At 61.9% G+C, this 13934-nt stretch carries 11 protein-coding genes; 7 read left to right on the forward strand and 4 right to left on the reverse strand.

Annotated elements, in window-relative coordinates; genetic code table 11:
- Positions 1-14 precede the first annotated feature (14 nt).
- The 3 genes from modA to QP922_RS08610 all read left to right on the forward strand — a co-directional run bounded on the left by modA (position 15) and on the right by QP922_RS08610 (position 3308).
- Positions 15-737: a molybdate ABC transporter substrate-binding protein gene (modA, locus tag QP922_RS08600; protein ID WP_284808922.1), complete on the forward strand. Its 723-nt coding sequence runs from the start codon at positions 15-17 to the stop codon at positions 735-737.
- Positions 738-2492 carry an ATP-binding cassette domain-containing protein gene (locus QP922_RS08605; protein WP_284808923.1) on the forward strand — a complete coding sequence of 585 codons (1755 nt, stop codon included), beginning with the start codon at positions 738-740 and terminating at the stop codon, positions 2490-2492.
- Positions 2493-2609: 117 nt separating this feature from the next.
- A complete protein-coding gene (locus tag QP922_RS08610; RefSeq protein ID WP_284808924.1) occupies positions 2610-3308 on the forward strand; it encodes a helix-turn-helix transcriptional regulator in 699 nt (232 codons plus the stop codon).
- A gap of 5 nt (positions 3309-3313) precedes the next feature.
- Here QP922_RS08610 and thrB read toward each other — a convergent pair whose 3' ends face one another.
- The 4 genes from thrB to argS all read right to left on the reverse strand — a co-directional run bounded on the left by thrB (position 3314) and on the right by argS (position 8713).
- Positions 3314-4237, reverse strand: a complete 924-nt coding sequence (gene thrB, locus QP922_RS08615; protein ID WP_284808925.1) for a homoserine kinase — start codon at positions 4235-4237, stop codon at positions 3314-3316.
- A 9-nt stretch (positions 4238-4246) separates the two neighbouring features.
- Positions 4247-5572: a homoserine dehydrogenase gene (locus QP922_RS08620; protein WP_284808926.1), complete on the reverse strand. Its 1326-nt coding sequence runs from the start codon at positions 5570-5572 to the stop codon at positions 4247-4249.
- 139 nt (positions 5573-5711) lie between these two features.
- Entirely contained in the window at positions 5712-7049 is a 1338-nt protein-coding gene (lysA, locus tag QP922_RS08625; RefSeq protein WP_284808927.1) for a diaminopimelate decarboxylase, read from the reverse strand.
- A gap of 2 nt (positions 7050-7051) precedes the next feature.
- Complete coding sequence (gene argS, locus QP922_RS08630; RefSeq protein ID WP_284808928.1) at positions 7052-8713, reverse strand: arginine--tRNA ligase; 1662 nt, start codon at positions 8711-8713, stop codon at positions 7052-7054.
- Positions 8714-8968: 255 nt separating this feature from the next.
- On the opposite strand from argS, the gene QP922_RS08635 reads away from it, so the two are divergent.
- The 4 genes from QP922_RS08635 (at position 8969) to QP922_RS08650 (ending at position 13876) form a co-directional block, all read left to right on the forward strand.
- Positions 8969-10609, forward strand: coding sequence for an L-lactate permease (locus QP922_RS08635; protein WP_284808929.1), 1641 nt, complete (start codon positions 8969-8971; stop codon positions 10607-10609).
- Between the two features lie 338 nt (positions 10610-10947).
- The gene (locus QP922_RS08640; protein ID WP_284808931.1) at positions 10948-11733 is read left to right on the forward strand and encodes a (Fe-S)-binding protein; all 786 of its coding nucleotides are present in this window, start codon (positions 10948-10950) and stop codon (positions 11731-11733) included.
- The gene (locus QP922_RS08645; RefSeq protein WP_284808933.1) at positions 11733-13238 is read left to right on the forward strand and encodes a LutB/LldF family L-lactate oxidation iron-sulfur protein; all 1506 of its coding nucleotides are present in this window, start codon (positions 11733-11735) and stop codon (positions 13236-13238) included. The genes QP922_RS08640 and QP922_RS08645 overlap by 1 nt, the downstream gene beginning before the upstream one ends.
- The gene (locus QP922_RS08650) at positions 13235-13876 is read left to right on the forward strand and encodes a LutC/YkgG family protein (RefSeq protein WP_284808934.1); all 642 of its coding nucleotides are present in this window, start codon (positions 13235-13237) and stop codon (positions 13874-13876) included. Before QP922_RS08645 ends, QP922_RS08650 begins: the two co-directional genes overlap by 4 nt.
- Positions 13877-13934: the final 58 nt, after the last annotated feature.

Consider the following 13934-nt stretch of genomic DNA (forward strand, 5'->3'; position numbering starts at 1 on the left):
TAAGCTGACTGAACATGCGCCTTCTCAAGATTGCCGTCCCCGTCCTTGCCGCCGCGCTGACTGTCGCTGGCTGCACCTCCAGCTCCGACGAGCCATTGCAGGTATTTGCAGCGTCCTCCACGCGCGTGCTCAATGACGACCTCTCCAGCGCTTCTGAAACTCCGCTGGCCTTCAACAATGGCGGCTCTTCCGCGCTCGTTCAACAGATCAATGAAGGAGCGCCCGCAGATCTGCTCCTTACTGCCTCTCGCGAGACCATGGATGACGCAACCGCTCAGGGAAACGTTGATGCCCCCGTGGCCCTCGCGAGCAACGTCATGGTCATGGTGGTGCCGAAGGGCAATCCTTTAGGTCTGCGCTCCGCGGCAGACCTGGATTCCTCCGCTCGCTTGGTTCTTTGCGATCCCAGCGTGCCCTGCGGTGCCATCTCCACACGCATCATGGAGGCCAACAACTGGGACCTGCATGCCTCCTCCCTGGAGGGGCAGGTAGCTGATGTCCTGGGTAAGGTCGCCTCCGGCGAGGCAGACGCCGGGTGGGTCTATTCCACCGACGCCGCTGCTAACGAAGACGTCGAAGCCATCCCGCTCGACCACGCGGAAGACTTCCGTAACGAGATCATGGGCGCGGTCGTGTCTGATTCGCCCCGACATGAGGAAGCCCAAGAGGTCCTCTCTCTCCTCGAGTCGGATTTTGACAGCACATGGGAAAAGTTCGGCTTCACCCCGGTGAACTAAGTGTCACGCGCGATTTTGCGCGAGCAGCACCCGCGGACAACATGGCCGGTCATCGTCGCCGGCGCGCTCGCCGCGATCTACATCCTCGCCCCTGTCCTCGCCCTTGGAGTGCGGGTACCGTGGCCGAAGCTCTCAGACACGCTGAGTGCTCCGGCGACCCATGACCTCCTCCGGGTCAGTCTGTCCGCAGCGGTATTGTCTACCGTTCTGTCCACGTTCCTAGGCACCTGCCTGGCTCTGTGGCTCCAGCAGCTGCGCCGCGTGTCTCACCTTGTGCGACTGGTGGTCTACCTTCCTTTGGCCATGCCTCCTGTGGTGGGCGGCTTGGCCCTTACCGCGCTGCTCGGGCGCCGCGGACTGCTTGGCCCGGCATTGGAGCAAGCAGGGCTGCACATATCTTTTGCCTTCCCCGGCGTCGTGGCCGCTCATCTATTTGTCACCCTCCCCTTCGTAGTTGTGGCGGTAGACTCCGCACTGCGGCAGCTCGACCCCGAAGTCGTGGCCAGCGCGCGGGGCATTGGCCTGAGTTCAGGGACCATCCTTCGGCGCATCATCCTCCCCGCTATCCTTCCGGCCGTGCTTACTGGCGGTGCGCTCGCTTTCGCTCGCTCACTAGGTGAATTTGGAACGACAATCACCTTCGCCGGTTCCCTGCCTGGTTCTACTCGGACCATGCCGAGCGGCATCTACCTTGAACGGGAGGTAAGCGCGGACAATGCCTACGCTCTGTCGGCGATACTAATTGGGATAGCCATCCTCACGCTCACCGCTGCCGGGATGCCCCTGCTGCTGCGCCGGCGCCGCGAACAAGCTGTTCACGCTCTGCAACCGATGGACCCGGATACGCTTCGCTCAGCAACCGCCCCGCCGGAGCCTGCCCACGAGCTTTCCGTAACGGTCGACAACACCACCACAACGTTCCGTGGCGGGCGCGTGACCGCGGTGGTTGGCCCCAACGGCGCCGGCAAGACCACGCTGATGCGCTTTATTAGCGGGCGCTTGCAAGGAGCACAAACTAACGCCGAGCGCGTGGTCATGCTCTCCCAGGACCCCGGGCTACCGCCCACCGCCACCGTGGCACAAGCTTTGACCATGGTGACCATGGACGCAGGACGCACACAGGAACTTCTGAGCGCATCCGGATTGCAGGAGCTCGGGCATGTCTCCGAGCTTTCCGGCGGACAAGCCGCGCAGGTCGCCCTACTGCGCGCGCTTGCCACTCGTCCCGAGGTATTGATTGTGGACGAGCCCTTTGCCGCCATGGACGTCGAATCCGCCGCGCGGTGGCGCCATCTCCTGCGTATCTCGGCCGCTGACCGTACCACGGTCATCGTCACCCACAGCCGCGTGGACCTCACCACGCTGGCAGACGACATCGCAGTGATGGAAGCCGGCGACATCGTCTCCCAAGGCCCTGCAGACCGCCTACTGGAGCAACCTACCACCCGCTTCATGGCAGAACTAGCGGGCGTTAATGTACTGCGCGGTTCCTTCAGAGGAGACACGTTTGCTCCAGACCGCAACGGCGAACACTGGGCGGCCTTCCCTCAAACCGCGCTGTGCTTCGACCCCATTGGCGCGCAGGGCGCCACCAGTTTGAGCGCCACCATTGTGGCTGATTTGGGAAGCACTACCCTCGTTGATATTGACGGCCAGCGAGTCACGGTGGGCCAGCCAGCGCGTAGAAACGCTCCCGGCCAGGTGGTGCCCGTGGCCCTCGACGCCAGCGCCCTCACGGTCTACACCCGTACTTAATCCAGTGTATTTACCCATGTCGTGAGGAAGATCTCGGTATATGTACTGACCGCAATAGTAGAAAAACAGCGGTCTGGATGTAGGATCCTCGTAGCGTTAATCAAGGAGCTACAGTCCATGTCCACATTTTCTACACAAAGTCCTCGCTCATCGACCGAGCTCTTTCCCGACACGATGAAGCTCTCCCCCAAGCAGCGCGAAGTCCTCTCGGTTTTGCAGAAGTTTCCGCAAGGAGCACGGGCCGCAGAGATTGCTAAGAAAATGGGCATGCATGTCAACACCGCGCGCGGGCATCTGGATGAACTCGTCAACGCCGGCGCGGTGCGAGTAGTCACCGCCCCGGCCCAAGGGCGCGGGCGCCCCTCCCTGATCTTCCAAGTACGGGTGCCGGACAACCGTTCGGTCGCGGAGGAGTACGTCACGCTGATCAGTGTGTTGATTAAAGCCCTGGCGGCTAAGGAGCAGCTCAATGATTATTCCTCAGAGCAGGCGCGGGAGCTTGGCCGCGAGTGGGCGAAGACCGCTGCCAGCAGCCATGGTGCTGAAGCGCTCGGCTCGCTGCACCGGATGATGCGCGAAATGGGCTTTGACCCAGTAACCTCGGCCGAGCAATTCGACCAGGAGGGCCGCACCGATGTGGAGCTGCACGCCTGCCCGTTTGTGACCGCCGGAGTAGAGCCCTCCCCCTTCGTCTGCGCCATCCACGATGGCTTCTTGGAGCAGGCGGCTGCCGATTCCGGCGGGCGTCTAAACCTCAAGCTCATTCCCAAGTCCGGCAACGGAGTGTGCCGGATCAACGTGGAAAAATCCAGCTAGCTAGGCTAGCCGCGCTCGACGGTCACCGGTCCAGCGACCTCCAGCTCAAGTACGCGCAGTCCCTGCTCACGGGCCTCATCCAGGATGGATTCCTCAATGGGCTCGGTGTGCAACACCATGACGGTGGGGCCAGCACCGGAGAGGTAGGCCGCGTAGTCACGGTTGCGCAGACGGTTAACCCACTCAGCGGTCACCGGCAGGACGTCTGCGCGGTAAGGCTGGTGTAGGCGGTCGCGCGTACCTTCCCAGAGTAGTTCCGGGTAAGAGGTCAAAGCCGCAACGTTGACTGCTGTGCGGGAGACGTTGAAGGCGGCATCGCCGTGCGTGACATGGGAAGGAAGCACGCGGCGCACGGCCTGCGTCGACGCATGGAAATCCGGCACCAGTGCAGTGGCCTTGATGGACTCGTGGACGTCGAGAGTCGCAGCACGGTATTCGGGCAAGGAGCGACCATCGACAGGCACGGTGGTCCAAGAGACCACCGCATTGCCCAATACGGAGGCCGCGGCATTATCCGGGTGACCTTCGAAGGCCGAGGACAGCTGCACCACCTGCTCTTCTGACAGCGGCGAACCAGCCAGGCCGTTACCCGCAGCGACGCCAGCTACGGCGGCAGAAGCAGAAGAACCCAGGCCGCGGGACTGCGGGATGTTGTTGTTGCACACCACGCGCAAGCCGGAAACCTCGGCATCAGCCGCCTTAAGTGCCGAGCGAATCGCCTTCACCACGAGGTGAGAGTCATCTCGCGGCAGATCGTCGGCGCCTTCGCCGAAGATCTCCACCTCCAGGCCAGAGCGGATGACCTCGACCTCCACGGTGTCGTAAAGGCTCAGCGCAATACCCAGGGTGTCGTAGCCTGGACCCAGATTGGCCGAGGAAGCCGGTACCTTGACGGTGACCTTCGTGCCCACTTCGATGTCGATGCTCATGGCAAACTCCTAGACGCCTAAGCGGATAACAGAGTGGACGGCCTTGACCTCGTCGAGCTCGCCGAGGGCGGCGACGATGTCCTCAAGCACCGCTTCCTTCGCAGCGTGGGTGACCACGATGAGGCGAGCGGTCTCCTCACCATCTTCCTGGCGCACGGTGCGCAGGGAAACACCATGGCGGGCAAAGACGCCAGAGATGACTGACAGCACGCCGGTGCGGTCATCCACCTCCATGTCTACGTGGTAGCGGGTCTCCACCTCACCAAACTCAGCGATGGGCAGGTTGGCGTAGGTGTTCTCCCCCGGGGCGCGGCCGCCGTGAACAATGTTGCGGGCAGCGCCCACGACGTCACCGAGGACCGCCGAAGCAGTCGGGTTACCACCGGCACCGTTACCGTAGAACATAAGAGATCCTGCAGCTTCCGACTCGACGAAAATGGCGTTGTAGGACTGGCTGACGGAAGCCAGCGGGTGGTCCTTGGGCACGAGGGTCGGGTGCACGCGAGCGTTGACGGACTCCGCACCGCTCTCCTCGTCCACGAGGCGCTCACAAATGGCGAGCAGCTTAATGGAGTAGCCAGCCTGGTTAGCGGCCTTGATGTCCTCAGCGGTGACCTTGGAAATGCCCTCGCAGTAGACATCGTCAAAGGTCAGGCGAGTATAGAAGCCCAGGGAGGCGAGGATGGCTGCCTTGGAAGCGGCGTCGTGTCCCTCAACGTCCGCGGTGGGGTCAGCCTCCGCGTAGCCCAGACGGGTGGCTTCTGCCAGTGCATCCTCGTAGGAGGCGCCGGTGGACTCCATGGCATCAAGGATGAAGTTGGTGGTGCCGTTAACGATGCCGGAGATGCGCTGAATCTGATCACCAGCCAGGGAGCGGCGCAGGGCGCCCACCACCGGAATGGCAGCGGCCACGGCTGCCTCAAAGTAGAGGTCCACGCCGGCGCGGTCGGCAGCCTCAGCCAGCTCATCAGCATGTGCGGCCACCAGGGCCTTATTGGCAGTGACCACGGACTTGCCGGCGTTGAGTGCGGCGAGGACGAGCTCGCGCGGGAAGTCGATTCCGCCGATGACTTCGACGACGAGGTCGATGTCCTCGCGGAGGACGAGGGCCTTAGCGTCATCAGTCAGCAAGTCCTGGGGCACGCCCGGGCGCAGTTTGTTCTTGTTGTGGACGGCCACGCCGCGGATCTCCACGGGGCCGCCAATACGATGGGCAAAAGCATTAGCGTTTTCCTGCACGAGGCGGAAAACCTCGGCGCCTACGGTGCCGAATCCCAGCAGGGCGATTCCTACGGGCTCGCCTTCGGGCTTAGCGGTGCGGTTCGTCGTCGTCATGGTGTCCCTTTGCGAAGTTACGTGTGGTTCTTACGTGACAGCCCATCACTATACAGAACGAGCTGTCTATTTCCATGCAGGCGCTGGGAAGTGCCCCCGCGACCGGCACCATCCCCTTGAATGAAATGGTGCCGCAGTGCTAATCGACGTCCAGCGCCAGCAAGTCATCGATGGTCTCTCGCCGCAGCATGAGGCGGTGCTGCCCATCGCGCACGGACACGACTGCTGGACGCAGCGCACCGTTGTAGCGAGACGCCATCATGTATTGATAGGCGCCGGTCGTGGCGAAGGCGAGGATGTCCCCTGTCGTAATATCAGAGGGGAATCGGCGCTCGTCGACGAGAATATCGCCCGACTCGCAGTGGAAACCCACGATGCGGGAGTCCACCGGCTCGCCCTGCGTGCGGCGGTTGACCACGCGCACGTCATAGTCCGAACCATAGAGTGCTGGGCGGATATTGTCCGACATGCCGCCGTCGACCGACAGGTAGCGGCGCATCGGTAGATCCGCCTTGCCGGTTTCGACATCCTTGACGGTGCCGACGCGGTAAAGCGTCACGGCGGACGCCCCCACCAGGGAGCGGCCGGGCTCCACAAGGACGAAGGGCGGCGTGATTCCGAGCTCGGTAGCGGTGCGCTCGACGGCCTCCAGGAGGTCCTTGGCCAAGGTGGCCACATCCAGTGCTTCCTCGTATTCCATATATGGAATGCCAAAGCCGCCGCCCAGATCCAGCTCCTCGAGCGCTACACCGAGCTCAGAGTGAATACGCTTGTACAGGCTGAGCACGCGCTCGGCGGCCAGCTTGAAGCCATCCGCATTGAAGACCGAAGAGCCAACGTGACAGTGCAGGCCAGCCAGTTTAAGGTTGGCGGATTCGAGCACCTTGCTGGCAGCCGTGAAGGCAGCGCCGGTAGAGAGCGAAATGCCGAACTTCTGATCCTCGTGAGCGGTAGCGATGAATTCGTGCGTGTGTGCGTCAACACCAGGCTTGACGCGGATCATCACCGGCTGTATACGTCCTGCTGCCGCAGCAATGCCGTTGAGGCGGGAGAGCTCCTCCTCGTTATCGAGGACGACGTGGCCGATGCCATTCTCGACGCACAGCTCAAGGTATTCATCTTCCTTGTTGTTGCCATGCGCGGTCATACGTTCCGGCGGAAAGCCCGCGGCCAGCGCCAGCTTGGCCTCATTGAGTGAGGCCACATCAAGACACAGGCCCTCCTCATCGACCCAGCGCACAATGCGCTTGGTAATGAACGCCTTGGAGGCGTAGTGCACATGGTCGGGCCCACCGAAAGCTTTGGCCATATCGCGGCAGCGCGAGCGGAAATCCTGTTCATCGAAGACGTAGAGCGGAGTGCCATATTCTTCTGCCAGCTCGGTGAGCTTGACGCCGGCGATGGACACCACGCCGTCGGAGCCGCGCGACGCATTGCGGGGCCAGACGTGAGAGGGAAGAGAATTGAAATCCGCCATTCTTACATCTTCTCCGGCGCGCTCACGCCCACCATGGTCAAGGCATTGGCCATGACCTGGCGGGTAGCGCTGGCCAGTGCCAAGCGAGCGAGGTGAATAGGCTCGGTCTCCTCGTCTGCCTTCGGAAGGACCTGGCACTGGTCATAGAAGCGGTGGAAGACGGCCGCAAGCTCCTCGGCGTAGCGCGCAATGCGGTGCGGCTCGCGCAGGGTCGCTGCGGTGGCCACAACCTCGGGGAACTCGCCCAAGGTACGAATGAGGTCGCCTTCCTTGTCGTGGGTGAGGAGGTCGAGGGAGGCGTCGCCAAGCGCCGCAGTATCCAGACCCAGGTCCGCTGCCTTCCGCAGGATAGAGCAGATGCGGGCATGGCCATACTGGACGTAGTACACCGGGTTATCCGCGGACTGGGAGGCCCACAGGCCCAGGTCAATGTCCAGGGTGGAGTCGACGGAAGAACGCACGAGCGAGTAGCGCGCGCCGTCCACACCGATGGCTTCGACGAGGTCATCGAGGGTAATGACAGTACCGGCACGCTTGGACATCTTGACGGCCTTGCCGTCACGCAGCAGGTTCACCATCTGGCCGATGAGCACCTCCACGGACTCCGGGTCATAGCCCAGCGCCTGGGCAGAAGCACGCAGGCGAGCGATGTAGCCGTGGTGATCCGCGCCCAACATGTAGATAGCCAGGTCGTGGCCGCGGTCGAACTTGTCCGCAACGTAGGCGATATCACCGGCGATGTAGGCGGCATCGCCATCAGACTTGATAACCACGCGGTCCTTGTCATCGCCGTATTCGCTGGACTTGAGCCACCACGCGCCGTCGGACTCGTACAGGTTGCCGTTGTCCTTGAGCGTCTGGATGGCCTTGTCCACAGCGCCGGACTCGAACAGGGAGTTCTCATGGAAGTAGACGTCGAAGTCGACTCCGAACTCGTGGAGAGAGTCCTTAATGTGGGCGAACATCATTTCCACGCCGTCGGCACGGAAATTCTCCTGCACTTCGGCATCGCTGCCTTCGAGGGCTGCCGGGTTCGTCTTGAGCACGCCCTGGGCAATGTCCTTGATGTAATCGCCACCGTAGCCATCCTCCGGAGTCGGCTCACCCTTCGCGGCAGCCACGAGGGAGCGGGCAAAACGGTCGATCTGGCCGCCGTGATCGTTGAAGTAATACTCGCGGGTCACGTCCGCGCCAGAGGCCTCGAGCACGCGGCCGAGCGAATCGCCCACTGCTGCCCAGCGAGTACCGCCGAGGTGGATGGGGCCAGTCGGGTTCGCGGAGACGAACTCTAGGTTGATCTTCTTGCCCGCATACGTGTCGTTACGGCCAAACTCCGCGCCGGCAGCGAGCACCTGGGAGACAATCGCGCCCTGGGCCGCAGCAGCTAGGCGGATATTAAGGAAACCTGGGCCAGCGATGGAGGCCTCATCAATGGCGTCGTTGCCTGCGAGGGCGTCGGCAAGCCACTGCGCCAACTCGCGCGGCTGGGTGCCCGCCTTCTTGGCCACCTGGAGGGCCAGGTTCGTGGCGTAGTCGCCGTGCTCCGGGTTACGCGGGCGCTCGACGGTCACGGTCTCCGGTAGGACGGATGCGTCCAGCTCGTGTTCGGTAAGGACGGCCGCAGCGGTTTCTTTGATCAGGGCGGAAAGATCTTCAGGATTCATAGGGCCAAAGTCTATCGTCCTTGCCGCTGGGAGGCACTATCAGGTCTCTCGCGCACCTGGGAAGCCCAAGCGTTAGGAAGCTCACTCACCCCCATCAGGTGAACAATGCGGCACATCTGGGTGTGAGGTTCTACGCTAAACACGCTAACTGTATCGTTCCATCGCCTCGCACCTCCTCCTTCATACAGGTCACTGCCTCTCAGTGGGGCAGGCAGTACCCGGAGGAGGTACGAGAAACACTGTGAATTGAGCTTTATGTCAACCTTTAACATCACCACCGATGCCATTGCTGGCAGCGTGGGAGCCACCGCAGCGGTCTCTACCCTGCCGCTGATCGCGTTCTTCATCATGCTGCTGGGCCTGAAAGCCCGCGCTCACACCTCGGGTGCAGTCGCACTTCTCGTGGCGCTTCTCATCGCCATCTTCGGCATCGGCATGCCGGCCGATATGGCACTGTCCTCCGCGCTGCGCGGCGGCCTCTTCGGCCTCTTCCCCATCGTCTGGGTCATCATCACCGCCATTTGGTTCTACGAAGTGACCGTGTCTTCCGGACGCTTCGAGGACCTGCGCAAGACCTTTGACTTGCTGGGTGATGGCGATATTCGCATCCAGGCCATCCTCATTGCTTTCTGTTTCGGTGGCCTGCTGGAGGCCCTTGCCGGCTTCGGTGCACCGGTGGCTATTACCGCCACGATGATCTTGGCTTTGGGTGTGAAGCCGTTGAAGGCTGCCACCACCGTGTTGATTGCGAACACCGCACCGGTGGCCTTCGGTGCCGTGGGTATCCCGGTCACCACCGCCGGTTCCGTGGGTGGTCGTACCGCCGAGCAGACCGCGGACATCGCCAGCCTCATCTCCTTGCAGGTGCTGCTCATCGCGGCGGTCGTGCCCTTCTTCATCCTCTTTATCCTCGACGGCATGCGTGGCGTCAAGGAGGCCGGCCCTGCCGCAGCGGTCATTGGTGTGTCCTTCGCCATCGCGCAGTGGGCCGCCGCCACGTTCTTTGCATACCAGCTCACCAACGTCGTGGCCTGCATTGTCTCCCTGGGCGCGGGCTTCCTCTTCCTCCGCGTGTGGAAGCCCAAGGGCGTGGACAGCCTGCGCGAGCGCATGGAGCTGCCCGCTCAGGAGGAGGTCTCTGACCTCAACGGCCGCCGCATCTGGATGGCGCTGCTGCCCTACGCCGTGGTGACCGCCGTCTTCGCCGTGGCCACTGCATGGCCGGCCATCTTCGGTTTCATCCAGCTCAACATCGCCTGGCCGCTTCTCGACGGCACCATTATCGACGCCGACGGAAACGCCATGGACACCGCCTTTAAGTTCAACGTGCTGGGCAACCCGGGCACTCTGCTACTCATCTCCGGCATCATCTACATGGCTTTCAACGAAAACGGCCGCTACACGCTGGAAGCCTCCGCGCCGCTGACGAAGTTCGGCGAAGTTATCAACCGCATGAAGTTCTCCGCGCTGACTATCATCCTGGTTCTGGCGCTGGCCTACACCATGAACTACTCCGGTCAGACCATTTCCATTGGCCAGTTTGTGGCCTCCGTTGGCGGCATCTTCGCACTCTTCTCCCCGGTTCTGGGATGGATTGGTACCGCCGTGACGGGTTCCGATACCTCCGCCAACGCGCTCTTTGCCAACCTGCAGGTCACCGCCGCCGAGCGCATCGGCGTCAACCCGGACCTGATGTTGGCCGCCAATACCTCGGGTGGCGTTGTGGGCAAGATGATTTCCCCACAGTCCCTGGCCATTGCCGCTACCGCAGTGAAAATGGAAGGCGAGGAGTCCCGCATCTTCAAAGCCGTCGTGGGCTACTCCGTAGCCTTCCTTGCCGTCGTCTGCATCATCGTCTTCCTCATGACCAACGTTCTAGGCTTCCTGGTCCCGTAGAACCGCGTCCTCGTTCCGTAGAAATTGGTCGGCGCATCGCGCACCCCTTAGAACGTATGCCCCCGGATTCGGGCGCACCCGCTCCTCCAGCCGCTGAGTAGTCCTTACTGCTCGGCGGCTGATGTGTCAGCATCTATGCACGTAAGAAATTCACAACATTAATGTTGCGTTAAAGTGCCAGGTAGTGGGAATTTTTCGTGTCGAGAAAACTGATTTTCCACGGTAGGATTCTGCCTATACCTGTAGGCACATGTTCTGCGCGGCTCTGTTTTCTACGTGCAGGTTTTCTCCATGAAGACGGCAGAGGGCGTGCGGGGCAGATAAGGAGCGCAACACTAATGCGAATAGCATTGTTTTCCACCTGTATCGGTGACTCTCTGTTCCCCGATGCGCACAAGGCCACGGCCCTCGTCCTGTCCCGTCTGGGCTATGACGTGGTCTTCCCTGAAGAGCAGACCTGCTGCGGTCAGATGCACATCAACACCGGTTATCAGAAGGAAACCCTAGGCATGATCCGCTCCTACGCGGACGCCTTCGCTGATCCGTCCATCGATTACGTGGTTTCCGCCTCCGGCTCCTGTGTGGGTGCAGTGCGCGAGCAGCACACGATGATTGCTCAACGCTTTGGTACCGCCGCTGATGTCGATGGCGCTAAGAAGACCACGGAAAAGACCCTGGACCTGCCAGAGTTCCTCGTGGACGTCGCCGGCGTGACCAACGTGGGAGCATTCTTCCCGCACCGCGTGACCTACCACCCTTCCTGCCACGGCCTGCGCTTCCTCAAGCTTGGTGACCGCCCCTACCAGCTACTGCAGGCGGTTGAGGGAATCGACTTAGTGGAGCTTCCTAACAAGGAAGAATGCTGCGGCTTCGGCGGCACATTCGCCCTCAAGAACGCCGAGGTCTCTGCGGCCATGGTCGGTGACAAGACCCGCCACGTCCGCGAAACTGATGCAGAGTTCGTCACCGGTGGTGACTCTTCCTGCCTCATGAACATCGGTGGTGCACTGTCCCGTCAGCGAGCTGGTGTGCGCGCCATTCACCTGGCTGAGATCCTCGCCTCCACCAAGGAACACCCGTGGACCCCGGAGTCTGCGGCCTACTCTAAGGAGAAGATGCTCTAATGACTTCCTTCCTCGACACCACCCCGCCGCGCGCGCCTGAAGGCTACGGCAACCTGCGCGGTTCCAAGGCTTTTGTGCCGCTGGCACACGTGGGTCTCAACAACGCTACCCAGCGCCGCAACCTGCACCACGCCACCACCTCCATTCGTAATAAGCGCCAGGGCGCTGTCGATGAGACACCGGACTGGGAGCAGCTGCGTGACGCTGGTTCCGCCCTCAAGGAGGACGTCGGCGCCCGCATGAGCGAGCTCCTCCTCCAGTTTGAGGAGCAGGTGACCAAGCGCGGCGGCATCGTGCACTGGGCCCGTGACGCCAAGGAAGCCAACGAGATCATCGAGGGCCTCATTCGGGAGACCGGCGAGACCGACGTGGTCAAGGTCAAGTCCATGGCTACCCAGGAAATCGCGCTCAACGAGCACCTCGAAGAAGCTGGCATCCACGCCCGCGAGACCGACCTGGCTGAGCTCATTGTCCAGCTGGGTGAGGATAAGCCGTCTCACATTCTGGTCCCGGCCATCCACCGTAACCGCGCGGAAATCCGTGACATCTTCGTCAACAAGATGCCGAATACCGATGACTCCCTCAAGGCCGAGCCTGCTGAGCTTGCTGAGGCATCCCGCCAGTTCCTGCGCGAGCAGTTCATGAAGGCCAAGGTTGCCATCTCCGGCGCAAACTTCGGTGTGGCTGAGACTGGCACCGTCAACATCGTGGAATCCGAGGGCAACGGCCGTATGTGCCTGACCCTGCCGGAGACCCTCATTACCGTCATGGGTATTGAGAAGCTCGTCCCAACTTTCCAGGACCTTGAGGTCTTCCTGCAGCTGCTGCCGCGCTCCTCCACCGCTGAGCGCATGAACCCGTACACCTCGATGTGGTCCGGCGTGACCGAAGGTGACGGCCCGCAGAACTTCCACCTGGTTCTCCTGGACAACGGCCGCACCGCTGCCCTGTCCTCCCCGGTGGGCAGCCAGGCGCTCAAGTGCATCCGCTGCTCCGCGTGCCTTAACGTCTGCCCGGTGTACGAGCGCGCCGGTGGCCACGCCTACGGCTCCGTCTACCCGGGCCCGATTGGTATCTCCCTGACGCCGCAGTTGACTGGCATGAAGGACCACAATGATCCGTCGGCAAGCTTGCCCTATGCCTGCTCGCTGTGTGGCCGTTGCGACGAGGTCTGCCCGGTACGCATCCCGCTCTCCCAGGTCATTCTGGAAAACCGCCACCAGAAGGTCACCAACGCTACCCCGCCGATTGAGGAGAAGATCTTCAAGGTTCCTCAGCTGCTGTGGAGCAACCCGAAGGTGTGGAACCAGGTCACCCACATGGTGGCTCTGGGTCGCGTCCTCGGTGGTTTCAACGGTGTCATCGACAAGCTGCCGCTGTTCATGTCCGGTTGGTCCGATGTACGCGATACTGCCGTTCCGCCTAAGAAGTCCTTCCGTCAGTGGTTCAACTCTGACGAAGCCCAAGAACTCCTCGCCCAAGCCAAGAAGGAGGGCATCAAGTGACCATCAAGAACAGCGCCGCCAAGGAAGAGATTCTGAAGCGTATCTCTTCTGCTCAGAAGCAGGCCGGATTGCCGGACCACGTCGAGGTTCCGCGTGAGTACCAGCGTGAGGGCACGCTGAGTGACGATGAACTGCGCGACATGCTCGTCGACCGCCTCGAGGACTACAAGGCTGACGTCCACGTCACCGATGAGGCTGGGCTGAATTCCACCATCGTGGCCATCCTGAAGGACCGTGGCTGCTCCACCGTTACCTACGCGCCTGGTATCGATACCGGCCTGCTCAACGGTTTCGAGGGCACCACCAACCCGGATGACAATGCCAAGGATCCGCGCGAGCTGAACGACGTTGACGCGGTGCTTACCGAGTCCCACGTCACCTCGGCACAGACCGGCACCATCGTCTTGGAGTCCAACGAGCTGTGTGGCCGCCGTGCCCTGACTCTGGTTCCGGACCGCCACATCTGCATCGTGCGCGACGACCAGATCGTGTACGGCATCCCGGAGGTTGTCTCCCGCATGAACCCGGAGCGCCCAGCCACCTGGATTTCCGGCCCGTCTGCGACGTCCGATATTGAGCTCACCCGTGTGGAGGGTGTCCACGGTCCGCGCGATCTCATTGTGGTGATTGTTAAGTAGTGAGGTAAACGGGGGTAGCCACTCCCCCTCCTTAATGCTGACTTAGCTGTCAGTCATC

The organism is Corynebacterium sp. MSK218 (genome assembly GCF_030232655.1).
In the GTDB taxonomy this organism is placed as follows: domain Bacteria; phylum Actinomycetota; class Actinomycetes; order Mycobacteriales; family Mycobacteriaceae; genus Corynebacterium.

What these genes read in the sequence shown, in the direction of transcription:
- modA (WP_284808922.1), top strand. Translation starts at nt 15, where the DNA reads ATGCGCCTTCTCAAGATTGCCGTCCCCGTCCTTGCCGCCGCGCTGACT.
- QP922_RS08610 (WP_284808924.1), top strand. Translation starts at nt 2,610, where the DNA reads ATGTCCACATTTTCTACACAAAGTCCTCGCTCATCGACCGAGCTCTTT.
- thrB (WP_284808925.1), bottom strand. Translation starts at nt 4,237, where the DNA reads ATGAGCATCGACATCGAAGTGGGCACGAAGGTCACCGTCAAGGTACCG.
- QP922_RS08620 (WP_284808926.1), bottom strand. Translation starts at nt 5,572, where the DNA reads ATGACGACGACGAACCGCACCGCTAAGCCCGAAGGCGAGCCCGTAGGA.
- lysA (WP_284808927.1), bottom strand. Translation starts at nt 7,049, where the DNA reads ATGGCGGATTTCAATTCTCTTCCCTCTCACGTCTGGCCCCGCAATGCG.
- argS (WP_284808928.1), bottom strand. Translation starts at nt 8,713, where the DNA reads ATGAATCCTGAAGATCTTTCCGCCCTGATCAAAGAAACCGCTGCGGCC.
- QP922_RS08635 (WP_284808929.1), top strand. Translation starts at nt 8,969, where the DNA reads ATGTCAACCTTTAACATCACCACCGATGCCATTGCTGGCAGCGTGGGA.
- QP922_RS08640 (WP_284808931.1), top strand. Translation starts at nt 10,948, where the DNA reads ATGCGAATAGCATTGTTTTCCACCTGTATCGGTGACTCTCTGTTCCCC.
- QP922_RS08645 (WP_284808933.1), top strand. Translation starts at nt 11,733, where the DNA reads ATGACTTCCTTCCTCGACACCACCCCGCCGCGCGCGCCTGAAGGCTAC.